Origin of the sequence: Streptomyces sp. TN58, from assembly GCF_001941845.1 — a bacterium.
GTDB lineage: Bacteria > Actinomycetota > Actinomycetes > Streptomycetales > Streptomycetaceae > Streptomyces.
In genome coordinates this window covers 4541231-4564986 of the sequence record NZ_CP018870.1, presented here as the reverse complement: position 1 = coordinate 4564986, position 23756 = coordinate 4541231, and the positions used below count along the sequence as shown (strand labels likewise).

At 71.7% G+C, this 23756-nt stretch carries 24 protein-coding genes; 11 read left to right on the top strand and 13 right to left on the bottom strand.

Going from position 1 to position 23756, the window contains the following annotated elements:
- Nucleotides 1–1043: 1043 nt before the first annotated feature.
- Complete coding sequence (locus BSL84_RS20850) at nt 1044–2807, top strand: acetyl/propionyl/methylcrotonyl-CoA carboxylase subunit alpha (protein WP_030029259.1); 1764 nt, start codon at nt 1044–1046, stop codon at nt 2805–2807.
- Between the two features lie 69 nt (nt 2808–2876).
- Here the strand turns inward: BSL84_RS20850 and BSL84_RS20845 are convergent, their stop codons facing one another.
- Nucleotides 2877–3833 carry a DeoR/GlpR family DNA-binding transcription regulator gene (locus BSL84_RS20845; protein ID WP_075970892.1) on the bottom strand — a complete coding sequence of 319 codons (957 nt, stop codon included), beginning with the start codon at nt 3831–3833 and terminating at the stop codon, nt 2877–2879.
- A 175-nt stretch (nt 3834–4008) separates the two neighbouring features.
- The gene (locus BSL84_RS20840) at nt 4009–5448 is read right to left on the bottom strand and encodes an NAD(P)H-quinone dehydrogenase (protein WP_075970891.1); all 1440 of its coding nucleotides are present in this window, start codon (nt 5446–5448) and stop codon (nt 4009–4011) included.
- Between the two features lie 197 nt (nt 5449–5645).
- Here BSL84_RS20840 and BSL84_RS20835 point away from each other — a divergent pair, with 197 nt between their 5' ends.
- The 3 genes from BSL84_RS20835 to BSL84_RS20825 all read left to right on the top strand — a co-directional run bounded on the left by BSL84_RS20835 (nt 5646) and on the right by BSL84_RS20825 (nt 8749).
- Entirely contained in the window at nt 5646–6083 is a 438-nt protein-coding gene (locus BSL84_RS20835; protein WP_030029477.1) for a gamma-glutamylcyclotransferase, read from the top strand.
- Between the two features lie 177 nt (nt 6084–6260).
- Nucleotides 6261–7067: a purine-nucleoside phosphorylase gene (locus BSL84_RS20830; RefSeq protein ID WP_045321862.1), complete on the top strand. Its 807-nt coding sequence runs from the start codon at nt 6261–6263 to the stop codon at nt 7065–7067.
- A 35-nt stretch (nt 7068–7102) separates the two neighbouring features.
- A complete protein-coding gene (locus tag BSL84_RS20825) occupies nt 7103–8749 on the top strand; it encodes a phospho-sugar mutase (protein WP_075970890.1) in 1647 nt (548 codons plus the stop codon).
- A 436-nt stretch (nt 8750–9185) separates the two neighbouring features.
- On the opposite strand, the gene BSL84_RS20820 is transcribed toward BSL84_RS20825, so the two are convergent.
- Genes BSL84_RS20820 through afsQ1 form a run of 3 tightly spaced genes read right to left on the bottom strand, consistent with a single transcriptional unit; the run spans nt 9186 to nt 11987 of the window.
- A complete protein-coding gene (locus BSL84_RS20820; RefSeq protein WP_075972167.1) occupies nt 9186–9833 on the bottom strand; it encodes a hypothetical protein in 648 nt (215 codons plus the stop codon).
- Nucleotides 9826–11412: an ATP-binding protein gene (locus tag BSL84_RS20815; RefSeq protein WP_420711154.1), complete on the bottom strand. Its 1587-nt coding sequence runs from the start codon at nt 11410–11412 to the stop codon at nt 9826–9828. Before BSL84_RS20815 ends, BSL84_RS20820 begins: the two co-directional genes overlap by 8 nt.
- The gene (afsQ1, locus tag BSL84_RS20810) at nt 11310–11987 is read right to left on the bottom strand and encodes a two-component system response regulator AfsQ1 (protein WP_030031138.1); all 678 of its coding nucleotides are present in this window, start codon (nt 11985–11987) and stop codon (nt 11310–11312) included. The genes BSL84_RS20815 and afsQ1 overlap by 103 nt, the downstream gene beginning before the upstream one ends.
- A gap of 200 nt (nt 11988–12187) precedes the next feature.
- Here afsQ1 and BSL84_RS20805 point away from each other — a divergent pair, with 200 nt between their 5' ends.
- Entirely contained in the window at nt 12188–12886 is a 699-nt protein-coding gene (locus BSL84_RS20805; RefSeq protein ID WP_045321870.1) for a SigE family RNA polymerase sigma factor, read from the top strand.
- Nucleotides 12887–13054: 168 nt separating this feature from the next.
- On the opposite strand, the gene BSL84_RS20800 is transcribed toward BSL84_RS20805, so the two are convergent.
- Nucleotides 13055–13756, bottom strand: a complete 702-nt coding sequence (locus BSL84_RS20800) for a uridine kinase family protein (protein ID WP_075970889.1) — start codon at nt 13754–13756, stop codon at nt 13055–13057.
- Nucleotides 13757–13806: 50 nt separating this feature from the next.
- Between BSL84_RS20800 and BSL84_RS20795 the strand changes: the two genes are divergently transcribed.
- Nucleotides 13807–14154 (top strand): hypothetical protein, encoded by a 348-nt coding sequence (locus BSL84_RS20795; RefSeq protein ID WP_030027620.1) that lies wholly within the window; start codon nt 13807–13809, stop codon nt 14152–14154.
- Nucleotides 14155–14459: 305 nt separating this feature from the next.
- Here the strand turns inward: BSL84_RS20795 and BSL84_RS20790 are convergent, their stop codons facing one another.
- From BSL84_RS20790 to deoC, 3 genes are read right to left on the bottom strand one after another with little or no spacing between them, the layout of a single operon-like run.
- Nucleotides 14460–15356, bottom strand: coding sequence for an aldehyde dehydrogenase family protein (locus BSL84_RS20790; RefSeq protein WP_045323118.1), 897 nt, complete (start codon nt 15354–15356; stop codon nt 14460–14462).
- Complete coding sequence (locus tag BSL84_RS20785) at nt 15349–16785, bottom strand: aldehyde dehydrogenase family protein (protein WP_030027616.1); 1437 nt, start codon at nt 16783–16785, stop codon at nt 15349–15351. The genes BSL84_RS20790 and BSL84_RS20785 overlap by 8 nt, the downstream gene beginning before the upstream one ends.
- A gap of 5 nt (nt 16786–16790) precedes the next feature.
- On the bottom strand, nt 16791–17753 hold the full coding sequence (deoC, locus tag BSL84_RS20780) for a deoxyribose-phosphate aldolase (RefSeq protein WP_030027615.1): 963 nt from the start codon (nt 17751–17753) through the stop codon (nt 16791–16793).
- Nucleotides 17754–18011: 258 nt separating this feature from the next.
- Here deoC and BSL84_RS20770 point away from each other — a divergent pair, with 258 nt between their 5' ends.
- The 3 genes from BSL84_RS20770 to BSL84_RS20760 all read left to right on the top strand — a co-directional run bounded on the left by BSL84_RS20770 (nt 18012) and on the right by BSL84_RS20760 (nt 19565).
- Nucleotides 18012–18671, top strand: a complete 660-nt coding sequence (locus BSL84_RS20770; protein ID WP_075970888.1) for a PH domain-containing protein — start codon at nt 18012–18014, stop codon at nt 18669–18671.
- A gap of 85 nt (nt 18672–18756) precedes the next feature.
- Entirely contained in the window at nt 18757–19326 is a 570-nt protein-coding gene (locus BSL84_RS20765; RefSeq protein WP_037661345.1) for a VanZ family protein, read from the top strand.
- A gap of 38 nt (nt 19327–19364) precedes the next feature.
- The gene (locus BSL84_RS20760) at nt 19365–19565 is read left to right on the top strand and encodes a PspC domain-containing protein (RefSeq protein WP_030027611.1); all 201 of its coding nucleotides are present in this window, start codon (nt 19365–19367) and stop codon (nt 19563–19565) included.
- A gap of 5 nt (nt 19566–19570) precedes the next feature.
- On the opposite strand, the gene BSL84_RS20755 is transcribed toward BSL84_RS20760, so the two are convergent.
- The 3 genes from BSL84_RS20755 to BSL84_RS20745 all read right to left on the bottom strand — a co-directional run bounded on the left by BSL84_RS20755 (nt 19571) and on the right by BSL84_RS20745 (nt 22003).
- The gene (locus BSL84_RS20755; protein ID WP_234363489.1) at nt 19571–20335 is read right to left on the bottom strand and encodes a hypothetical protein; all 765 of its coding nucleotides are present in this window, start codon (nt 20333–20335) and stop codon (nt 19571–19573) included.
- Between the two features lie 131 nt (nt 20336–20466).
- Nucleotides 20467–20715, bottom strand: a complete 249-nt coding sequence (locus BSL84_RS20750; RefSeq protein ID WP_030027609.1) for a hypothetical protein — start codon at nt 20713–20715, stop codon at nt 20467–20469.
- Nucleotides 20716–20854: 139 nt separating this feature from the next.
- Nucleotides 20855–22003 carry an adenosine deaminase gene (locus BSL84_RS20745; RefSeq protein ID WP_030027608.1) on the bottom strand — a complete coding sequence of 383 codons (1149 nt, stop codon included), beginning with the start codon at nt 22001–22003 and terminating at the stop codon, nt 20855–20857.
- A 113-nt stretch (nt 22004–22116) separates the two neighbouring features.
- On the opposite strand from BSL84_RS20745, the gene BSL84_RS20740 reads away from it, so the two are divergent.
- Nucleotides 22117–22851, top strand: a complete 735-nt coding sequence (locus tag BSL84_RS20740; RefSeq protein ID WP_030027607.1) for a hypothetical protein — start codon at nt 22117–22119, stop codon at nt 22849–22851.
- A 94-nt stretch (nt 22852–22945) separates the two neighbouring features.
- On the top strand, nt 22946–23314 hold the full coding sequence (locus BSL84_RS20735) for a cupin domain-containing protein (protein ID WP_030027606.1): 369 nt from the start codon (nt 22946–22948) through the stop codon (nt 23312–23314).
- A gap of 104 nt (nt 23315–23418) precedes the next feature.
- On the opposite strand, the gene BSL84_RS37650 is transcribed toward BSL84_RS20735, so the two are convergent.
- Nucleotides 23419–23652, bottom strand: coding sequence for a hypothetical protein (locus BSL84_RS37650; RefSeq protein WP_324616542.1), 234 nt, complete (start codon nt 23650–23652; stop codon nt 23419–23421).
- Nucleotides 23653–23756 lie beyond the last annotated feature (104 nt).

The window sequence follows — 23756 nt, the reverse complement described above, 5'->3', positions numbered from 1 at the left end:
CACCGGCATCGGGGAATGAAATGGGTATTCATAGAAGCGCCCGGTCAAAGCGCTCTTTTTTCAACCGCTGGGTGCCGGAGCTCGAAGCACTGAGTCGGGAAACGGCCTGCGGGACGCTCGGTCGGCTCGGCGCTGCTGCCCCGCAGCCACTTGCCTCAGCCCGTCCGGCAGGGCACACGGAGCAGTAAACCTAACCTGGCCCGTTCGCCACAGTCAACATGGTCAGGGGCGATCTGACTCCAGCTGACCGACTGTCACTTTTCCTTGAAGCATTAACCGCTGACGCCCCGTCCGCGGACCCTCCGGGGGGCCGCCGGGGGCCCGCCCAAAAGCCTGCTCCAGTGCGGGAATGACCGCTCAATACCCTCCGTCGAACCCCGGCCAACCCCGGCCCCCGCCCGCACCCGAGGTGCGCGGCGCGCCGAGTGGCCTAAAACGTTCGTCCGCTCAACGCGCATCCCGCGCTTTCCATCGATCACGCCTTCGTCTTTGCGGCCGTGACGGCACTCGACGCCTCCCGGACCGCATCACCCCAGAGGAAACGGACTCACTCACTCCGCCATCCCCGGCGAGGGCGCCACACCCGACCCCGCACCGGCTCCTCACCGAATCCGCACCGAATCCGCCCCCGGTGTCGGCGTCGACCATCCGGAGTACACCCGCCGCGCTGCCGCCCGCCCGGGACCCGCACGGGCCGCACGGCTGTGGGTACGGTGTTGTCCCGGGTATGGCTGGGACGACGGGGCTGCTACCAATCAGTAAACAAGGGGACAACTCCGCTCACGACCGCAAGGAAGATGTGCGCCGTTCGTAGGGACTCGACAAAGAATCACCCGGGGCCGCTGACCGGGGAGACAGAGACCTTGGATACATGACAGGGCTACTGTGCAGTTGGGGATCCCCCTGACCTGGGGCGCCACAAGGGTTCTCCGGCGGAGCGGGCCTCGCATCACACTCTGTGTGGGCAAGGTCACCACCGGGGAAGGGTCGAAAGGCCGTGTGGGCTGTCCCTAAACTCAGCTTGTTCCAAGGAGGGAGCCATCGTGCGCAAGGTGCTCATCGCCAACCGTGGCGAAATCGCTGTCCGCGTTGCTCGGGCCTGCCGGGACGCCGGGATCGCGAGCGTAGCCGTCTACGCCGATCCGGACCGGGACGCCCTGCACGTCCGCGCGGCAGACGAAGCTTTCGCGTTGGGCGGTGACACCCCGGCCGCGAGCTACCTGGACATCTCCAAGGTCCTCCAGGCCGCCGCCGACTCGGGTGCGGACGCCATCCACCCCGGATACGGCTTCCTGTCCGAGAACGCCGACTTCGCCCAGGCCGTGATCGACGCGGGTCTGACCTGGATCGGCCCGCCGCCGCAGGCCATCCGCGACCTCGGCGACAAGGTGGCCGCCCGTCACATCGCCCAGCGCGCCGGCGCGCCGCTCGTCGCCGGCACCCCGGACCCGGTCTCCGGGGCCGAGGAGGTCGTCGCCTTCGCCAAGGAGCACGGCCTCCCGATCGCCATCAAGGCCGCCTTCGGCGGTGGCGGCCGCGGCCTGAAGGTCGCCCGCACCCTCGAAGAGGTGCCCGAGCTCTACGACTCCGCCGTCCGCGAGGCCGTCGCCGCCTTCGGCCGCGGCGAGTGCTTCGTCGAGCGCTACCTCGACAAGCCGCGCCACGTCGAGACCCAGTGCCTGGCCGACTCGCACGGCAACGTCGTCGTCGTCTCGACCCGTGACTGCTCCCTCCAGCGCCGCCACCAGAAGCTGGTCGAGGAAGCCCCCGCGCCGTTCCTGACCGACGCTCAGAACGCGGAGCTGTACGCCGCGTCCAAGGCCATCCTGAAGGAGGCCGGCTACGTCGGCGCCGGCACGGTGGAGTTCCTCGTCTCCGCCGACGGCCTGATCTCCTTCCTGGAGGTCAACACCCGCCTCCAGGTCGAGCACCCGGTCACCGAAGAGGTCGCCGGCATCGACCTGGTGCGCGAGATGTTCCGCATCGCCGACGGCGAGGAGCTCGGCTACGGCGACCCGGTCCTGCGCGGCCACTCCATCGAGTTCCGCATCAACGGCGAGGACCCGGGCCGCGGCTTCCTCCCGGCGCCCGGCACCGTGACGAAGTTCGTCGCGCCGACCGGCCCGGGCGTGCGCCTCGACGCCGGTGTCGAGTCCGGCTCCGTCATCGGCCCGGCCTGGGACTCCCTCCTCGCCAAGCTGATCGTCACCGGCGCCACCCGCGAGCAGGCGCTCCAGCGCGCCGCCCGCGCCCTCGCCGAGTTCGAGGTCGAGGGCATGGCCACCGCCATCCCCTTCCACCGTGCGGTCGTCGCCGACCCGGCGTTCGCCCCCACCGACGGCAGCCCCTTCACCGTCTACACCCGCTGGATCGAGACCGAGTTCGTCAACGAGATCCCGGCGTTCACGGCTCCGGCCGCGGAGGACACCGAGGACGAGCCGGGCCGCGAGACGGTCGTGGTCGAGGTCGGCGGCAAGCGCCTGGAAGTCTCGCTGCCGTCCTCCCTCGGCATGACCCTGGCCCGCACGGCCGCCGCGGGCGGTGCCAAGCCCAAGCGCCGCGCGGCCAAGAAGTCCGGCCCGGCGGCCTCCGGCGACACCCTCGCCTCCCCGATGCAGGGCACGATCGTCAAGGTCGCCGTCGAGGAGGGCCAGCAGGTGACCGAGGGCGAACTGATCGTCGTACTGGAAGCGATGAAGATGGAGCAGCCGCTCAACGCGCACCGCTCCGGCACCGTCGTCGGCCTCACCGCCGAAGTCGGCGCCTCCGTCACCTCGGGCGCCACGATCTGCGAGATCAAGGACTGACGTCCCAGGTCGCGTCCACGCGAAGGCCCCGCCCGAACCGGGCGGGGCCTTCGTGATTCCTAGTGCTGGCTAGCGCCGCCGCATGTCCGCCACCCTCGCTCGCTCCCGTTCCCGTTCGACCGGGTCCGGGAGGGGGGACGCGCTGCGGAGCTGGGCCGTCGGGCCGCCGCGGCGCTGGACCGGGAGGGGGGAGTCGCGGCGGGGGCGGCGGGCGCCCATGCCGTCCACGCCGCCGGAGGCCACGGGGCCGCCCGCCACGGTGATCTGGACGCCCTGGTCGGCCAGCGCCTGGAGCTCGGTGGCGGCGCGGTCGTCGTGCGGCGGGGGCTCGTCCGTGACCAGGCGGGTCATCACATCCGTCGGCACCGTCTGGAACATGGTGTCCGTACCGAGCTTCGTGTGGTCCGCCAGGACCACCACCTCCGCCGCGGCCTGGACGAGGGCCCGGTCCACGCTCGCGCTGAGCATGTTGGACGTGGACAGGCCGCGCTCCGCCGTCAGGCCGCTGCCCGACAGGAAGGCCCGGGACACTCGCAGCCCCTGGAGGGACTGCTCGGCGCCGCTGCCCACGAGGGCGTAGTTGGAGCCGCGCAGGGTGCCGCCCGTCATGACGACTTCGACCCGGTTGGCGTGCGCCAACGCCTGGGCGACCAGGAGGGAGTTGGTCACCACGGTCAGGCCGGGCACCCGGGCGAGCCGGCGGGCCAGCTCCTGCGTCGTGGTGCCCGCGCCGACCACGACGGCCTCGCCCTCTTCGACGAGGCCGGCCGCGACATCGGCAATGGCGGTCTTCTCCGCCGTCGCGAGATGGGACTTTTGCGGAAAGCCGGACTCCCGCGTGAAACCGCCCGGCAAGACCGCACCGCCGTGTCGGCGGTCGAGGAGTCCTTCGGCCTCCAGTGCCCGCACGTCCCGCCGTACGGTCACTTCGGAGGTCTGGACGACGCGGGCGAGCTCCCGGAGCGACACCGCTCCGTTGGCCCGCACCATTTCGAGGATCAATTGGCGACGTTCTGCAGCGAACACGAAACTGACAGTAACCCCAACGACCGTCTGCTTTCAGCTCTTTCCGCCGGAATACCGAAGTTGTCCATGGAACGGGGCTGCTAGTGGTATACGGGCCCTGCGACTGGGGCGGACGTCCCGCCACGCGACCGCAAACCGCCCCAACGCCCTTGGGGCGTGGGGCGGTTGGGTCCGCTTACGCCTCTCCGTCGGCCTTCCGCGTGTGCAGCTGGCGGGCCACCTCGGCGATCGATCCCGACAGCGAGGGGTACACGGTGAACGCCTTTGCGATCTGCTCGACCGTCAGATTGTTGTCGACGGCGATCGAGATCGGGTGGATGAGCTCGCTCGCGCGCGGCGAGACGACCACGCCGCCCACCACGATGCCCGTGCCGGGGCGGCAGAACATCTTCACGAAGCCGTCCCGGATGCCCTGCATCTTGGCCCGCGGGTTGCGCAGCAGGGGGAGCTTCACGACACGGGCGTGGATCTTGCCCGCGTCCACGTCCGCCTGGGTGTAGCCGACGGTGGCGATCTCGGGGTCGGTGAAGACGTTCGAGGAGACCGTCTTCAGGTTCAGCGGGGCCACCGCGTCGCCGAGGAAGTGGTACATCGCGATGCGCCCCTGCATGGCCGCGACGGACGCGAGCGCGAAGACGCCCGTGACGTCGCCGGCGGCGTACACGCCCGGCGCGGAGGTGCGGGAGACCTTGTCGGTCCAGATGTGCCCGGAGTCCTTGAGCCGGACGCCGGACTCCTCCAGGTTCATGTTCTGCGTGTTCGGGATCGCGCCGACCGCCATCAGGCAGTGGCTGCCGGTCAGCACCCGGCCGTCGGAGAGGGTGACCTCGACCCGGTCGCCGACCCGCTTGGCGGACTCGGCGCGCGAGCGTCCGACGACGTTCATGCCGCGGCGCCGGAAGACGTCCTCCAGGACGGCGGCCGCGTCGGGGTCCTCGCCCGGCAGCACGCGGTCGCGGGAGGACACCAGGGTCACCCGGGAGCCGAGGGCCTGGTACGCGCCGGCGAACTCGGCGCCGGTCACACCCGAGCCGACCACGATGAGCTCCTCGGGGAGCTCCTCCAGGTCGTAGACCTGGGTCCAGTTCAGGATGCGCTCGCCGTCGGGCTGGGCGTCGGGGATCTCGCGCGGGGTGCCGCCGGTGGCGATGAGGACGGCGTCGGCCGTCAGGATCGTCTCGGTCCCGTCGGCGGCGGTGACGATGACGTCCCGGGTGCCGTCGATGCCCTGCGGGCCGCCCAGCTTGCCGCGGCCCCGCATGACCTTGGCGCCGGCCCGGGTGACGGAGGCGGTGATGTCGTGCGACTGGGCGAGCGCGAGGCGCTTGACGCGCCGGTTCACCTTGCCGAGGTCCACGCCCACGACGCGCGCCGCCTGCTCCAGGTGCGGGGTGTCGTCCGCGACGATGATCCCCAGCTCCTCGTAGGAGGAGTCGAAGGTGGTCATCACCTCTGCGGTCGCGATCAGGGTCTTGGAAGGTACGCAGTCGGTGAGGACGGAGGCCCCGCCCAGGCCGTCGCAGTCCACGACGGTCACCTCCGCACCGAGCTGGGCGCCGACCAGCGCCGCCTCATACCCGCCGGGTCCGCCGCCGATGATCACGATCCGGGTCACGAAAAGTCCGCCTCACGTCTACCCGGCCGGCTGCCGCCCCGGCCGGCGTCCGGGGGGTCTCCCCGGGGGATGCATTCCGTGCTCCATTGTCCCGCACGCTTCAAGGTGCTTCGCGCCCGGTCCCCGCCCGGGACTCCGTCCGGGTGTACCCCCGCCTGGCACACGTCCACGGCCGCCCCTCCCGTACCCTCGACCTCATGTCGCTCTACGCCGCGTACGCCGGCAACCTCGACCCGCGGCTGATGACGCGCCGCGCTCCCCATTCGCCGCTGCGCGGCACGGGCTGGATCAACGACTGGCGGCTGACCTTCGGCGGCGAGCAGATGGGGTGGGAGGGCTCCCTCGCCACGATCGTCGAGGCCCCGCGCCACCAGGTCTTCGTCGCCCTGTACGACATCGCCCCGCTGGACGAGGACTCGATGGACCGCTGGGAGGGCGTCGGGCTCGACATCTACCGGCGCATGCGGATCCGGGTGCACACGCTGGACGGCGACGAGGCCGCCTGGTGCTACGTGCTCAACGGCTACGAGGGCGGCCTGCCCTCGGCGCGCTACCTGGGCGAGATCGCCGACGCGGCCGAGTCCGCCGGCGCCCCGCACGACTACGTGATGGAGCTGCGCAAGCGCCCCTGCTGACCCCGGCGCGAGCCTCCCGCCCCCCGTGCGGACGGCTCCCACATCCCGTACCCGCCGGTCACCGCACGTCACGGTAGGTCACGGCGGACAATTGGTCGGAAACGACAAGACAACGATCCGCGCATGGTGAGCTGTGCCATCTACGCGCGTAGGCAATGAGCGGCTACGCTCGTCTGCGTGAACGCATCTGTTACCGATCCCACCGCCGCCGCCGACGCCGCAGCCGCCCGCCTGCGGGAGCTGACCGGCGCCGAGACCCACGATGTCGCCCTCGTCATGGGCTCCGGCTGGGCCCCGGCCGCCGAGGCCCTGGGCGCCCCCGAGGCCGAGTTCCTCGTCACCGAGCTGCCCGGGTTCCCGCCGGCCGCCGTCGAAGGACACGGCGGCAAGGTCCGCTCGTACAAGATCGGCGACAAGCGTGCGCTGGTCTTCCTCGGCCGCACCCACTACTACGAGGGCCGCGGCGTCGCCGCCGTCGCCCACGGTGTCCGCACCGCCGTCGCCGCGGGCTGCAAGACCGTCGTGCTGACCAACGGCTGCGGCGGCCTGCGTGAGGGCATGCAGCCCGGCCAGCCGGTCCTCATCAGCGACCACATCAACATGACGGCCACCTCGCCGATCATCGGCGCGAACTTCGTGGACCTGACGAACCTGTACTCGCCCGGCCTGCGCGCGCTGTGCAAGGAGATCGACCCCTCCCTGGAGGAGGGCGTCTACGTGCAGTTCCCCGGCCCGCACTACGAGACCCCGGCCGAGATCAACATGATCCGCGTGATGGGCGCCGACCTCGTCGGCATGTCCACCGTGCTGGAGGCCATCGCCGCCCGTGAGGCCGGCGCCGAGGTGCTCGGCATCTCCCTGGTCACGAACCTGGCGGCGGGCATCTCCGGCGAGCCGCTGAACCACGAAGAGGTCCTGCAGGCCGGCCGTGACTCGGCCGCGCGCATGGGCAAGCTGCTGACCCAGGTGCTCGCCCGCATCTGAGGCCCCGGGACCGTACGAGAGGTAAGGCGGAAGTAGTGCAGGTACAGGACGACCTGATCACCCGGGCGCAGGCCTGGCTGGCGGAGGACCCCGACCCGGAGACGGCGGCCGAGCTCGCGGCGCTCGTCGAGGCGGGCGACACGGCGGAACTGGCCGACCGGTTCTCCGGCACGCTCCAGTTCGGCACGGCCGGACTGCGCGGTGAGATCGGCGCGGGCCCGATGCGGATGAACCGCAGCGTGGTCATCCGGGCCGCGGCGGGCCTCGCGGCCTACCTGAAGGCCCAGGGCCACGCCGGCGGCCTGGTCGTCGTCGGCTACGACGCCCGCTACAAGTCGGCGGACTTCGCCCGCGACACCGCGGCCGTCATGACCGGCGCAGGCCTGCGCGCGGCCGTCCTGCCCCGCCCGCTGCCCACGCCCGTCCTCGCGTACGCCATAAGGCACCTGGGTGCCGTCGCCGGCGTCGAGGTGACCGCGAGCCACAACCCGCCGCGGGACAACGGCTACAAGGTCTACCTCGGCGACGGCTCGCAGATCGTCTCCCCGGCGGACGCGGAGATCGCCGCGGAGATCGCCCGCGTCGGCACGCTCGCCTCGGTCCCCCGCCCGGAGTCAGGCTGGGAGGACCTCGGCGACGAGGTCCTGGAGGCCTACCTGGCCCGTACGGACGCCGTCCTTACCCCCGGTTCCCCCCGGGGCGTGCGGACCGTCTACACGGCCATGCACGGTGTCGGCAAGGACGTGGTCATGGCGGCCTTCGCCCGGCACGGCTTCCCGGAGCCGGTCCTGGTCACCGAGCAGGCCGAACCGGACCCGGCCTTCCCGACGGTGGCGTTCCCCAACCCGGAGGAGCCGGGTGCGATGGACCTGGCCTTCGCCAGGGCCGCCGAGGTCCAGCCGGACATCGTGCTCGCGAACGACCCCGACGCCGACCGCTGCGCGGTGGCCGTCCCCACCGCGGACGGCTGGCGGATGCTGCGCGGCGACGAGGTCGGCGCGCTGCTCGCGGCGCACCTGGTGCACAAGGGCGCGCAGGGCGTCTTCGCCGAGTCGATCGTCTCGTCCAGCCTGCTCGGCCGGATCGCGGAGGCGGCCGGCGTCGGCTACGAGGAGACCCTGACGGGCTTCAAGTGGATCGCCCGCGTCGACGGCCTGCGCTACGGCTACGAGGAGGCCCTCGGCTACTGCGTGGACCCGGAGGGCGTCCGCGACAAGGACGGCATCACCGCCGCCCTGCTGGTGGCGGAGCTGGCCTCGGAGCTCAAGGAGCAGGGCCGCACCCTGACCGACCTGCTGGACGACCTGGCGATGGCCCACGGCCTGCACGCCACCGACCAGCTGTCGGTCCGCGTGTCGGACCTGTCGGTCATCGCGAACGCGATGGCGCGGCTGCGCGCCGAGCCGCCGGTGTCGCTGGCGGGCCTGCGCGTGGTGTCGGCGGAGGACCTGAACCAGGGCACGGACAGGCTCCCGCCCACCGACGGCCTGCGCTACTACCTTGAGGGCGAGTACAAGGCCCGGGTGATCTGCCGACCGTCGGGCACGGAGCCCAAGCTGAAGTGCTATCTGGAGGTCGTGGTCCCGGTGGCCGAGGCCTCCGGCCTCGCGGCCGCCCGCGTGACCGGCCAGGAAGTCCTGGACGCGATCAAGAAGGACCTCGCGGCGGCGATGGGCCTCTGACCCCTTCGGCGCCGCTCGCGCGTCTCGGCTCCGGCGGGCCTCGCCGGCGTCGCGCCGCTGCGCCGTACTCCGTCCGTCGAACGGATTGCGGGGCTCCGGCCCCGCCCGGCCAGGTTCCCGTCCCGTCCGGCGGGGGCCTGGCCACCCGCTTTCCCTCGGCCCCCCGAACCTCGGCTCGGGGGGCCGTCGGCGTGTCCGGGGCCGCTGCGCGGAGCCTTCTCCCCGCCCCGCCCTTTCACCGTTTCCCGGCCTCCGCCCGGACCCGGTCCTCAATCGCCGGACGGGCTGAAAGCCAGCCCCGGCCGAGCCCCAAAGCCAGCCCCGCCGGCGCTTGAGGCGCGGGGCCCGGGGGCGGAGCCCCCAAAACCAGCCCCGCCGGCGCTTGAGGCGCGGGGGTCCGGGGGCGGAGCCCCCGTGGCGGCGGCCGGCGCCGGGCTCAGCGTCCCGGCGAGGGGGACGGCGTCGGCCGGACGATCTCGCCCAGCGTCGGCACCGACTCCGGCCGCGAGCGGACCGCGTCGGTGCACTCCCACGCCCGCGGCGGATCGGCGTCCGGTCCGCCCAGGACCACCGGGCCCGGCCCGGCCGACACCGACTCGCTGCCCGCCAGCGTGCACACGATCTGCGACAGCGCCACCGGCGGCAGGTCCTCCGGCTTGCGGCTGAGCCGCACCGTGCCCGCCGGGTCGCCCGCCTTCGGCGCGCCCGCCGTCAGCCCGGCCGGGACCCCGGTCGTGAAGCCGGCGTCCCGCTCCTCCGCGCTCGGCGTCCGCTCCAGCGCCTCCAGCAGCGCCTGCGCCGCCTGGACGGCGGGGTCCCGTACGGTGCTCTTCTCCGGCATCGGGACGATCCGCTCCACACCCACCAGCTGCGAACCGCAGACCAGCTCCACCTTGGCCCGGAAGCCCGGCGCGCCGCTCTGCCCGCCCGGCTGGGCCGGCGTGTCGCACGAGACGCGCGACGGCGCCGCGCCCACGTCCACGGGCACGGTCGTCGCCCGGATCCCGCAGCCCGACGTCGCGAGCAGCGCGATCCCGACCAGCGGGACCAGTACGGCCGGCAGCGCCGGCAGGGCCCTACGCATCCAGGTCACCACTGATCGCCTTTCCCACGTCCACCGGCAGCCGCAGGGTGAACAGCGCCCCGCCGCCCGGCACGTTGGCCGCGGTGATGTCGCCGCCGTGGATGTGCGCGTTCTCCACGGCGATCGACAGACCGAGCCCGCTCCCGTCCGACTTCGGCCGCGACGCGCTCGCCTTGTAGAAGCGGTCGAAGACGTGCGGCAGGACCTCCTCTGGGATGCCCGGACCGTTGTCCTGGACCGCGATCATCAGCCAGTCCTCCTCCACGGTCACCGACACCCGCACCGGCGAGCCGCCGTGCTTGAGCGCGTTGCCGATCAGGTTGGCCAGGATGACGTCGAGGCGGCGCGGGTCGAGCCGCACCGTGATGTCCCGCGCGGCGTCGAGTTCGACCGCGTCGAGCCAGGCCCTGGCGTCGATGCAGGCCGTGACCTGGTCGGCGACGTTGACGTCGTCCAGGACCAGCTTGGCCGTGCCCGCGTCGAAGCGGGTGACCTCCATCAGGTTCTCGACCAGGATGTTCAGCCGGCGGGTCTCGCTGACCACCAGGCCCACCGCCGGTGCGATCATCGGATCGAGGTCTTCGACCTCCTCCTCCAGCACCTCGGCGACCGCCGTCAGCGCCGTCAGCGGGGTGCGCAGCTCGTGCGACATGTCCGCGACGAAGCGCCGGCTGGCCTCCTCCCGCGCGCTCATGTCGGCGACCTTCTTCTCCAGCGCCTCGGCCGTCTTGTTGAAGGTGTGCGACAGGTCGGCGAGTTCGTCCGTGCCCGACACCTCAAGCCGGTGGTCCAGTTCGCCCTCGCCGAGCCGCCGCGCCGCGTCCCCGAGCCGCTGTACGGGCTTGAGTACGGTACGGGCCGCGGCCTGCGCGAGCAGCGCGGAGCCGAGCAGCGCGAGGCCGGTGGCGATGGTCAACGACCAGGCGAGCGCGTTGAGGTCGTCCCGCTCCTGGGCGAGGGACTTGTACATGTAGCCGGTCGGCCCGCCGCCCACGATCCGTGTGCCGCCGACCAGGTAGGGGTTGCCGCGCGGCTTCGTCCGCTGCCAGTACACGTGGTATTCGGCGTCGTTGGCCGCGGTCGTCTTCTGGCGGTCGTTCACCGCGTGCTGCAGGGACTTGGGTACGTCCGAGAGCCGGAAGCTGTCGGGCCCGGCCGCGCCGTACATCTGGCGGTTGTCCTTGCCCTCCTGGACGAGCAGCACGCTGTAGCCGGGGCTGCTGCCCGCCATCAGCTCGGCGGTGCGCTGCAGTTCCTCGGGCGTGGGGTCGGCGGGCAGCGCGGCGGCGCGGTTCTGCATCTCCTGCCGGAAGTCGCCGAGGGCGGCCTCCTGGACGCGGGTGAGGACGGCCTCGCGGTTGAGCCAGTAGGCGATTCCGGACGCGGACACGGCGGCCGTCAGCGCGACCAGTGCGAACACCACGAGGAGCCGCAGCCGCAGGCTGGTCCAGCGCCGGCCCGCGAGCAACGACCGGATCACTGCGGGGAGTCCAGGCGGTAGCCGACGCCCCGAACCGTACGGATCAGGGTGGGCGAGGAGGGCACGTCCTCGACCTTGGCGCGCAGCCGCTGGACGCAGGCGTCGACGAGCCGCGAGTCGCCGAGGTAGTCGTGCTCCCAGACCAGGCGAAGCAGCTGCTGGCGGGAGAGCGCCTGGCCGGGCCGGCGGCTCAGTTCGAGGAGGAGTCGCAGCTCGGTCGGCGTGAGCTGGAGGTCCTCGCCGTTCTTCGTCACCGTCATGGCGGCCCGGTCGATGACGAGGGAGCCGAAGCTCGCCGAGTCGCTCGACTCGCGTTCGCCGCGGCGCAGCACGGCCCGGATGCGGGCGTCGAGGACGCGCCCCTGGACGGGCTTGACCACGTAGTCGTCGGCGCCGGACTCCAGGCCGACGACCACGTCGATGTCGTCGCTGCGCGCGGTGAGCAGGATGATCGGCAGTTGGTCGGTGCGGCGGATCCGCCGGCACACCTCGAAACCGTCGATCCCGGGCAGCATCACGTCCAGCACGATCAGATCCGGCCGCTGCTCGCGGAGCAGCTGGAGGCCGTCCTCGCCCGTCGCCGCGGTGGCCACACGGTGGCCCTGGCGTGACAGGGAGAGTTCGAGGGCCGTGCGGATGGCGTCGTCGTCCTCGATCAGCAACAGGAAAGGCACGGGCTCATTCTGTCCCATAGCCCGTCGGGAGTTCGACCGTCAGGTGCACGAGATCCTGCGGGAGTCCGCCGAGGTCCTTCCGACGGCCGCTGTGACAGTGCTGTGACAGTCGACGGACACCCCGGTTAAGTCGGCCGGGCAGTCTTCTTGTCAACGCACAGCGATCCGAAGCAGAGACACTCCACGACGGGGGGCGCGAGATGAACACGCTGCACAGCACCAGCACCAGCGCGGTTGTCACGCGGCTGCACGATGTGAACCGCCGGGCGGGTGTCCGTACGGTGGCGGTCGCCCGGCCCCGGCCGGCCCACGTCGTAGCCATTGACGCAAACCAGTACCAGGCGGTTCCCGACCGGCAGCAGACCCCGTCCTCCACGTCGGAGGCGGAGTTCACGGCGTACGTCCAGGAGCGGCGGGCCGCTCTGTACGCGACGGCCTTCCACCTGACCGGTGACCGTTACGAGGCCGAGGACCTGCTGCAGAGCGCGCTGTTCTCCACGTACCGCGCCTGGGACCGGATCAGCGACAAGGCGGCGGTCGGCGGGTACCTGCGCCGCACGATGACGAACCTGCACATCAGCGCGTGGCGCCGGCGGAAGCTGAACGAGTACCCGACGGAGGAGCTGCCGGAGACGGCGTCCGACACGGACGCGATGCGCGGTACGGAGCTGCGCGCGGTGCTGTGGCAGGCGCTGACCCGGATCCCGGAGCCGCAGCGCACGATGCTGGTGCTGCGTTACTACGAGGGCCGCACGGACCCGGAGATCGCGGAGATCCTCGGGATCAGCGTCGGCACGGTGAAGTCGAGCATCTGGCGCTCGCTGCGGCGCCTGCGGGAGGACGAGTCGCTGAGCTTCGGCCGCGACGAGGCGGAGTCCTTCGAGGAGCTGGTCGCGTAACGCGGCCTGCACGGACCATCGGGCCGGGGGGCCCGTCCTGCGGGGGTGGGGCGGGGGCCGTTGGGGGGAGAAGAGGCGGGATCAAGCGGCCGGGGGTCCGCATGATCCCGCCTTTTCACGTCTGCGGGCGCTGCGCTTCGGGGGCGCGGGGTGCGGCCCCGGCCCGCCCTATGCCGGGGTGGTGGCGCGGCGGCGGCCCGCCTCGGCGGCGGACAGGCGGCCGAGGGCTTCGTCGCGGCCGCAGGCGTGTGCGCCGAGGGCGACGTGGCGGGCCACGATGCCGCGTTCGGCGCGCATCAGCCGCAGGCCCCTGCGCAGCAGGAACGGCACGGACTTGCGGCCCTCGCGCAGATCGCGGGCGAGCCGGCGGCGGAAGGTCGTCGAGGGGCGGCCGCGCAGGCAGATGGCGTCCGCGAGGAGGCCGAGTTCCCGGCAGCGGGCGGCGATGTCCGCGGCGAAGATGCCCTCCGCGATGAACAGCGGGGTGCGGGCGATGTCGAGGGTGTCCCGGCCGGTGCGGGAGCTGGTGGAGATGTCGTACACCGGCACGTCCGTACGTCCCGACGCGCACAGTTCGGCGATGGCGGCGACGGCGGCGTCCGCGTCCCAGGACAGCGGGGAGTCCCAGTCGATGTCGGAGGTGCCCTCCACCAGGGGGAGGGTGGGGTCCTCGCACTCCTTGTAGAAGTCGTCGAGGCGCAGCACGGGTAGCCCGGAGCGGGCGGCGAGGGAGGATTTGCCGGAGCCCGACGGACCGGTCAGCAGGACGACCCGGGTCGGCGAAGGAGAGGAAGAGCTCACGGGACACCAGTCTGAACCATTCCCCCGGGTAGGGGATCCTCCCGGTGACCGGTTGGTGTCCAGGAACACACCTCCACTACGCTGCGTGCGCACGCGACTACGACCACAGGTGGGATCCCATGGCACGGCACGCAGGCCCTTCGGCACCGAACCGGCTCCGCAGCGCGGGGCTCACCCTCTCGATGGCCGGCGCCGCGCTGGCGATGGCCGCGGGCGGTGCGCAGGCCGGTGAGCTCGACGTTCCGGCCGCCGTGGCCGGCGTCACGGACCCGATCGCGAACCTGAAGGTGAACCCCCTGGCCCACACCGGTGTGGACCCGCTGGACAACGGCGTCGCCACGAAGATCGCCGACTTCCCGTCGGTGGGCACGACGGCGGTCACGGGGATCCTCACCCAGGGCCCGTCGGTGGGCGAACTCCCCACCGCGGCCGTCTCGTCCCTCCTGGGCCCCCTGACCCCCCACTGACGCAGCCCGGGCGAGTGAGCCGAAGGCGGCGCGTCGGCGAAGGCGGCCGAGCGCCCGGAGAAACCGCGAGGAACGAGCGGTTTCGAGGACGCACGGCCGCCTGGAGCCGACAAAAGCGCCGCCGGAGGCGAGCCGAGCCCGAAAAAGGGGGAGTACGAGCGGTTTCGAGGACGCACGGCCGCCTGGAGCCGACATCAGCGCCGCCGGAGGCGAGCCGAGCCCGAAAAAGGGGGGATACGAGCGGTTTCGAGGACGCACGGCCGCCTGGAGCCGACAAAAGCGCCGCCGGAGGCGAACCGAGCCCCCTAGTAAGACGAACCGCTTGCGCCCAGCGATCCCGTGGGGTGCCAGACGGTCTTGGTTTCCAGGAACGCCGTCATGCGCGACGTGCCCGGGTCGGCGTTCCAGTCGTCCACAGGCTGTGGACGCAGGACGCGCTTGAGGTTGTCGGCTGCCGCGATCTCCAGCTCCTTGGCGAGTGCCGCGTCCGCTCCGGCGAGGTCGATGGCGTTGACGTCCTGGTGGGAGGCCAGGTGGGGGCCCATCTCGTCGGCCTTGCCGGAGAGGATGTTGACGACGCCGCCGGGCAGGTCGGAGGTGGCGAGCACTTCGCCCAGGGAGAGGGCGGGGAGCGGCGCCTTCTCCGAGGCGATGACGACTGCCGTGTTGCCGGTGGCGATCACGGGGGCGATCACCGAGACCAGGCCCAGGAAGGAGGATTCCTGGGGCGCGATGACGGTGACGACACCGGTCGGCTCGGGGGTCGACAGGTTGAAGAACGGACCGGCGACGGGGTTGGCCCCGCCGACGATCTGGCCGATCTTGTCGGTCCAGCCCGCGTACCAGACCCAGCGGTCGATGGCCGCGTCGACGACGGCGGCGGCCTTGGACTTGGACAGGCCTTCGGCTTCGCCGACCTCGCGGACGAACTGTTCGCGGCGGCCCTCCAGCATCTCGGCGATGCGGTAGAGGATCTGGCCGCGGTTGTAGGCGGTTGCCCCGGACCAGCCGCCGAAGGCCTTGCGGGCCGCGACGACCGCGTCACGGGCGTCCTTGCGGGAGGACAGGGGGGCGTTGGCCAGCCACTTGCCCTTCGTGTCGCTCACCTCGTACACCCGGCCGCTCTCGGAGCGGGGGAACTTGCCCCCGACGTACAGCTTGTAGGTCTTGAAGACGTTCAGACGCACAGAGGACTCAGACATCGAGGTAGGCCTCCAGACCGTGGCGGCCGCCTTCGCGGCCGAAGCCCGATTCCTTGTAGCCGCCGAAGGGCGAGGTCGGGTCGAACTTGTTGAACGTGTTGGCCCACACCACGCCGGCGCGGAGCTTGTTCGCGACGGCGAGGATGCGGGAGCCCTTCTCGGTCCAGATGCCGGCGGAGAGGCCGTACTGGCTGTTGTTGGCCTTGGCGACGGCCTCGTCGGGGGTGCGGAAGGTGAGGACGGACAGCACCGGCCCGAAGATCTCGTCGCGGGCGACGGTGTGTGCCTGGGTGACGTTGGTGAAGAGCGTCGGGGCGAACCAGTAGCCGGCGGAAGGCAGCTCGCAGGCCGGGGACCAGCGTTCGGCGCCTTCGGCTTCGCCGGTGTCGGCGAGGGCGGTGATCCGGGCGAGCTGTTCGGCGGAGTTGATGGCGCCGATGTCGGTGTTCTTGTCGAGCGGGTCGCCGAGGCGCAGCGTGGAGAGGCGGCGCTTGAGGGAGTCGAGCAGTTCGTCGTGGATCGACTCCTGGACCAGGAGGCGGGAGCCCGCGCAGCAGACCTGGCCCTGGTTGAAGAAGATGCCGTTGACGATGCCTTCGACGGCCTGGTCGACGGGGGCGTCGTCGAAGACGATGTTGGCGCCCTTGCCGCCCAGTTCCAGGGTGACCTTCTTGTCGGTGCCGGCGATCTGGCGGGCGATGGCCTTGCCGACGGCGGTCGAGCCGGTGAAGGCGACCTTGTTGACGTCGGGGTGCTCGACGAGGGCGGCGCCGGCGTCGCCGTAGCCGGTGAGGATGTTGACGACGCCCTTGGGCAGGCCGGCCTGGCGGCAGATGTCCGCGAAGAACAGGGCGGACAGCGGGGTCGTCTCGGCCGGCTTCAGCACGACCGTGTTGCCGGTGGCGAGCGCCGGGGCGATCTTCCAGGCGAGCATCAGCAGCGGGAAGTTCCAGGGGATGACCTGGCCGGCGACGCCGAGCGGGCGCGGGTTGGGGCCGTAGCCGGCGTGGTCGAGCTTGTCGGCCCAGCCGGCGTAGTAGAAGAAGTGCGCGGCGACCAGGGGGAGGTCCGCGTCGCGGGTCTCCTTGATCGGCTTGCCGTTGTCGAGGGTTTCCAGGACGGCGAGCTCGCGGCTGCGTTCCTGGATGATCCGGGCGATGCGGAAGAGGTACTTGGCGCGCTCGGAGCCGGGCAGCGCGGACCACTTCTCGAAGGCCTTGCGGGCGGCCTTGACGGCGCGGTCGACGTCGGCGGCGCCGGCCTGGGCGACCTCGGAGAGGACTTCCTCGCTGCTGGGCGAGACGGTCTTGAATACCTTGCCGTCGGCGGCGTCGGTGAACTCGCCGTCGATGAAGAGCCCGTAGGAGGGGGCGATGTCGACGACCGAGCGGGACTCGGGGGCCGGTGCGTACTCGAAGAGGGATGCCATGGTGATCAGTCCACCGTCACGTAGTCGGGACCGGAGTAACGGCCGGTGCTCAGCTTCTGGCGCTGCATCAGCAGGTCGTTGAGCAGGCTGGAGGCGCCGAAGCGGAACCAGGTGTTGCTCAGCCAGTCCTCGCCCGCGGTCTCGTTGACCAGGACCAGGAACTTGATCGCGTCCTTGGTGGTGCGGATGCCGCCGGCCGGCTTCACGCCGATCTGGATTCCAGTCTGCGCCTTGAAGTCGCGGACGGCTTCGAGCATGAGCAGGGTGTTCGCGGGGGTGGCGTTGACGCCCACCTTGCCGGTCGACGTCTTGATGAAGTCGGCGCCCGCGAGCATGCCGATCCAGGAGGCGCGGCGGATGTTGTCGTAGGTCGACAGCTCGCCGGTCTCGAAGATGACCTTCAGGCGGGCGGCGCTCCCGTCCTCGCGGACGCAGGCCTCCTTGACGGCCTTGATCAGCTCGTACGTCTCCAGGTAGCGGCCGGCGAGGAAGGCGCCACGGTCGATGACCATGTCGATCTCGTCGGCGCCGGCGGCGACGGCGTCGCGGGTGTCGGCGAGCTTGACGGGCAGGGCGGCGCGGCCGGCCGGGAAGGCGGTGGCGACGGAGGCGACCTTGACGTCGGCTCCGTTCAGCGCGGCCTTGGCGGTGGCCACCATGTCGGGGTAGACGCAGACGGCAGCCGTCATGGGGGTCGTGCGGTCGGTCGGATCGGGATTGACGGCCTTGGCGGAGAGCGCCCGGACCTTGCCCGGGGTGTCCGCGCCTTCCAGCGTCGTCAGGTCGATCATCGAGATGGCCAGGTCGATGGCGTACGCCTTGGCCGTCGTCTTGATCGAGCGGGTGCCGAGGGAGGCCGCGCGGGCCTCCAGACCGACAGCGTCGACGCCGGGCAGCCCGTGCAGGAAGCGGCGCAGCGCACTGTCGGACGTCGTCACGTCAGCGAATGCGGTGAGGGTGGTGGGCATGGTCACCACATGAGCATATCTACGCGCGTAGCGACCTGTCACCCCCCTCGCCCGGTTCTGGCCGATCCGCTATGGAATCGACACCGAGGACCGCTTCCCGACCGCCAAGGTGTACGGCGACACCGCCCGCCCGGAGCTGCGTGTGATCACCTGCGGGGGCGAGCCTCACGGTCGGCCGGCGCCCCGACGACATCATCCTGTACGCGGATCTCATGGGGCCGATATGCCCACGCGGCGCCGTGGGGCAGAATCGACCCCATGAGCAGCCAGCAGCCGACCGATGAGCCGGTCTACGACGACCGGGTCTACCGCTCCTCCATGGGCGTCGTATCGGGGGTACTGCTGCTCGCGCTGACGGCATGGCTCTGCGGGGACGCCGTGGTGCGCGGCTCGGGGAACACCCCCTGGATCGCCCTGGCGGTGGCGCTGTGCGTCGTACCGCTGATCGTGGCGTTCACGATCCGCCCGGCCGTCTTCGCCAACGACGACCGGATGCGGGTGCGGAACCCCTTCCGGATCATCGAGCTGCCGTGGGCCGCCGTGGACGCCGTACGCTCCGGCTACTCGGCGGAGGTGCTGGCCGAGGGGTCGAAGTACCAGCTGTGGTCCGTGCCCGTCTCGCTGCGCGAGCGGAAGAAGGCCAACCGCCAGCGTCTGCGGTACGAGGGGCTGCGCGATCGTGCGGAGCGGTCCCCGGACCGGTCCCCGGGGCGCTCGCCCGGTGAGAGGGCCCGGCTCCAGGCCGAGCCGATGCGGGCCAGTGCGGACCGGATCGTCGACGAGCTCCAGCGGATGGCCGAGCGCGGGGCCGAGCGGCCCGGCGCCCAGGGCAGCGTGCGGGTGCAGTGGTCGTACGAGATCATCGCGCCCGCCGTGGCCGGCGCGCTGGTGCTGATCGTCCTGTTCGCCACTCGCTGAGCGGGTCGTGCGGCCGTGCCCGCCGCCACACCGTCGGGGCGGAACCAGGACTGCCAGGTGGTGCGTCCTCGCAGGTGTGCAGCGTATTGAGGCCGACGGCAGTCCCGCCGGCGCCACCGCGATCCCCCTCCGCCTCCGACTCCTCGCCGGGGTCCTGCTCGCCGCCCATCTCGTGGCCGTCGGCTGGCTGACCCTGCTGCCCCTTGACGTCCCGTGGGCGGCCGCCGGCAATCTGACCCCGCTGGAGGGGATCCGGGCGGACCTCGCCCTCGGGCCGCTGGAGGCCACGCGTCGGATCGGGGAGGGGCTGGCGCTGCTGGCCCCGCTGGGAGTGCTGGTGCCGCTGGTCAGCGGGCGGCTCCGGCTGTCGCGGCTGGCCGCCTGGTCTTCCCTGGTGCGGACCGCCGCGGCCGGCGCGCTGGTCTCGCTGAGCATCGAGATGCTCCAGAGCGGGGTCCCGGGCCGGGTCGTCGACGTGGACTCGGTGCTGCTGAACACCCTCGGCGTTCTGATCGCGCACGCGGCCGTCGTACCGGCGCTGCGGGCCCGGCTGCGCCGCTCACATGCCGTTTATCAGGGGGACACCCCGAGGATTTCCAGGGTCGGGCTCGGCCCCTGGACCGACGTTCTGTCCGCGGTCCAGCGGGAGTATTGAGTCATCGCAAGAAAGCGATCCCGACGAAGGAGTACCTCATGAGCGCCTTGGTCCGCCCCCGTGACGGCCGTTGGATCGGCGGAGTCTGCGCCGGACTCGCACGGCGTTTCGGAATTTCCGCCAACACGATGCGCGCCATATTCGCCGTCTCGTGCCTGCTGCCCGGCCCGCAGTTCCTCGTCTACATCGCGCTGTGGGTGCTGCTGCCGAACGAGAAGTCCGCCTCGACCGCCTGGTAGGGCGCTCAGCCGGCCTTGCGGACCTTCTCCAGCTGCTTGTCGGTCACTTCCTGCGGTACCTGGACCTTCTGCTGGGCCGCCGCCACGTTGAGGGCCATCAGCCGTACGACGGTGTCCCCCTCGCGTACGACCACCAGGTGGACCTGCGCGGAGACGCCCTGGCCCGCCGCGGTCGTGGTCCAGCTGACGCTCTCGTCGCCGCTCGTGCGGTAGTCGGCGGCGCGGATCTCGCGGTAGCTGCCGGTCTGCTTGTCGACCGTGGCGCTGAAGCCGCTTCCGCAGGCGGCGACGGCGGCCCTGAGCCGGGAGATCAGTGCCTTGGCGTCGCTCTCGGAGTAGGAGCTGACGGACGCGGAGACGGCGAGCCCTGTCTGCTTCTGGGACCCGATGCCCCGGTTGACGGTCTCGCGCGCGGCGGGGTCCGGCTTGTCGCCCATGATGTCGGCCAGCGGCTGGCAGGCCTTCTTGTCGGCTTGCGGCTGACCGTCCGGGGCGTTGGGGTTCTTCCCCTGGGCGGAGATCTGATAGCCGGGCAGGTCGCCTTGGGCGAGCGCGGAGCGCTCCAGCCTGGTGGCGCCGGCCTTCGGCTGCGCCGAGCCGACCGGGTCGGTGGGTGCCGCGGCGGCGCCGGGCGCGCCGTCGGCGCTCGCGGAGCCCTTGGGGTCGGGGGACCTGCCCGTCGCGGGGGCGTCCGTACTGCCGCACCCCACGGCGGCGGACAGCAGGGCGGGGACCAGTGCGACCAGCGTCGCTCGTGCCTTCATGCGCATGACCGAGAACCTCATACCCAGTGCGTCGGCGGGCAGTTGGTGGTGATCGTGGCACACCGCACGGCGGCACACACACCTCGTCGAAGGGGCGTGCGACCGCCGTGCGTGCGTTCGTTCGTCTCGCGTCGGCGTCAGCCGTTGAGGGCGCCGGTGACCGGACCCAGCAGGCCCGTGACCGCGGCGGTGGGGTCGCTCGGCTGCCCCTCTTCGGACTGCATCTGCTGCTGGCTGGTGACGCCTTCCAGCGCACCGGTGGCGGTGCCCAGCGCGTCGGTGATGCCGATGGCGGGGACGGCGGCGGAGGCGGTGCCGGCGGCGACGGCCGCGAGGGCGGCACCGACGGCGGCGGCACCGAGGAACTTGGCAGCTGACTGCTTCATGAAAGGTATTCCTTGCGACGGGGAATTGAGCGGCTCCGCAAACTAGTCACGTGAAACCCTCGCCCGCAAACATCCTTTAATACGAGAAAGCGCCCGGAAATTGCCTCTCCCGGGCGCTTTCAGTACGTCACGCCATGGCCTACGCCGAGACGGAACCGCTGGTGGAAGCGGTCTGGCGGAACAGCCATTCCGACTTCAGCTCCGCATAGCCGGGCTTGATGACCTCATTGATCATGGCCAGTCGTTCATCGAAAGGAATGAACGCGGACTTCATCGCATTGACGGTGAACCACTGCATGTCGTCGAGGGTGTAGCCGAAGGTGTCCACCAGGTGCTCGAACTCGCGGCTCATGCTGGTGCCGCTCATCAGGCGGTTGTCGGTGTTGACCGTGAGCCTGAAGTGCAGCTTCCGCAGCAGGCCGATCGGGTGCTCGGCGTACGAGGCGGCCGCGGCCGTCTGCAGGTTCGAGGTCGGGCACATCTCCAGGGGGATGCGCTTGTCCCGGACGTAGCTGGCCAGGCGGCCGAGCGTGACCGTGCCGTCCTCGGCGACCTCGATGTCGTCGATGATCTTCACGCCGTGACCGAGGCGGTCGGCGCCGCACCACTGCAGGGCCTGCCAAATCGACGGCAGGCCGAAGGCCTCACCGGCGTGGATCGTGAAGTGGTTGTTCTCGCGCTTGAGGTACTCGAAGGCGTCGAGGTGGCGGGTGGGAGGGAACCCGGCCTCGGCGCCGGCGATGTCGAAGCCGACCACGCCGTTGTCGCGGTAGCGGTTGGCCAGCTCGGCGATCTCCAGCGCGCGGGCCGCGTGGCGCATCGCGGTCAGCAGGGCGCCGACGCGGATGCGGTGGCCGTTGGCCTTGGCGCGGCGCTCGCCCTCGCGGAAGCCGTCGTTGACGGCCTCGACGACCTCTTCGAGGGTCAGGCCGGCTTCGAGGTGCTGCTCGGGGGCGTAGCGGATCTCGGCGTACACGACGCCGTCCTCGGCCAGGTCCTCGGCGCACTCGGCGGCGACGCGGAAGAGGGCCGCCTTCGTCTGCATGACCGCGCAGGTGTGGGCGAACGTCTCCAGGTAGCGCGGGAGGGAGCCGGAGTCGGCCGCCTCGCGGAACCAGATGCCGAGCTTGTCGGCCTCGGTCTCGGGGAGGTTCTCGTAACCGACCTCGCGGGCCAGCTCGATGATGGTCCCGGGACGCAGTCCACCGTCGAGGTGATCGTGCAGGAGCACCTTCGGGGAACGACGGATCTGATCCGGGGTCGGCAGGTTGGGGGTCTCGCTCGTCATCTGCGCACTCTACTCCTACGCGCGTAGAGTGTCGTGTCCCCGGCGGGCGTCGATATGTAACAGAGACCGCGCGGACGGATGGCGTACACCCGAAGGTCTGAGACTGTTCCGCCATGGCACAGCATGCGCCGCCGGCGCGCGGGGCCCGCCTGGGGCGGGCGGCCGGCGCGAGAACCGGCTCGGGTCCGACGGAAAGCCCGGTCAACGGGGTGGTGCTCCTGCTTCCCGGGGCGTCCAGACTCTCCCCCGGCCCCATGCGTCGGCTCGGGCGGGCGCTGGCCCGGGCGGGCGGCGGGCACGGGCTGGTCGCGCACGCCGTCGTCCACGGCGGGGAGTCCTCCCGGGAGGAGCAGGCCCGGTGGGCGGCCGACGAGGCGGTGCGGCGGTACGGGGACGTGCCGGTGTGCCTGGCCGGCTACGCCGAGGGAGGGCAGGCCGCGCTGCGGGCGGCGGGGCACGGAGCCGTCAACGCGGTTCTGGCGCTCGCCCCCTGCTTAGCGGACGGGGCGGATTCCGCGTCCCTGGAACCGGTGAGACAGCTGTCGGGGCGGCAGGTGCTGATCGTGCACGGCACCAACGACGCGCGCAGCGACCCGGAGGCCTCCTTCCGGCTGGCGGAGCGGGCGAAGAAGTCGAACCGCTCGACGTGCCGCTTCGAGGTGCACTCGGACGGGCACGGTCTGCGGGAGCACCAGGCGGAAGTGGTGGCGCTGGGCGTGGACTTCGTCCTGGGGGCGGTCTTCTCGGGCCGGTACTCGCGGCCCGTCACGGACGCCCTGGCCGCGCCGCCGCCGCTTGGCCTGCGGATGCCGCTGGCCTCGGGTTTCGGGAGGTCGCTACGGCGGTGACGGCACGGGCGGAACGCGTTTCGCGACGCGCACTCGCGGCGTACCGTGAGAAGTGGACTCGGGGTGCCCGCTCCTCCCCCGGAGGCGATCCGCCATGGCAGCGATGGACCGCAGGAACTTCGACGAGCCGGACGAGACCAGGCCGTTCGTCGGCGGCATGGGCCGGCTGGACCTGGTGGACACGGGGGACGGCGCCGTCGGACGGGCCGTCTTCGAGCCGGGCTGGAAGTGGTCGGAGCACATCAAGCCGCTGGCCGGGACGGACAGCTGCCAGGCCGACCACACCGGGTACGTGGTCAGCGGCCGGATGAAGGTCGTCACGGACGACGGGGAGAGCACGGAGTTCGGGCCCGGCGACTACATGCGGGTGCACCCGGGGCACAACGCCTGGGTGGTGGGCGACGAGCCCTGCGTGACGCTGGACTGGACCGGCTTCTCCGACTACGCGAAGCCCTCCGGGTGATCCCCCGGCCCGCCGTTGGGGCAGGGCGTGTTGCGAAGGTGGCGTCGTGCGCCCGCAGGGCGGCGCCAGGCGCCGCGAGCCGGACGGGACTTTCGCAAAACGCCCTAGCGCGGCCGGGCGCCGTACCGCTCGCGGTAGGCGCGCAGTTGCGGGTGGCGGATGCCGGGGAGGTGCGTCAGAGTGCCCCTGAACGCCTCCTGGTGCGGCCAGAAACCGTCCCCCGGGCGCAGCGGCCGGGGGTAGTCGTCGCGCAGCACGCCGTCCGGCAGCGTGCCCGTCGCGGGCAGCGGCGAGGCTTCGCCCGGGAGCGTGAGGTGGGCCCAGACGCCGATGTCCATCGGTACCACGGGGGCCGTGCCGTCCGGGGGCCGTGCCGTCCGGGGGCCGCCACGACTCCCCGGTGACCGGGTGGCGCGGTACCAGGAGGACGTCGCCGCCGGGC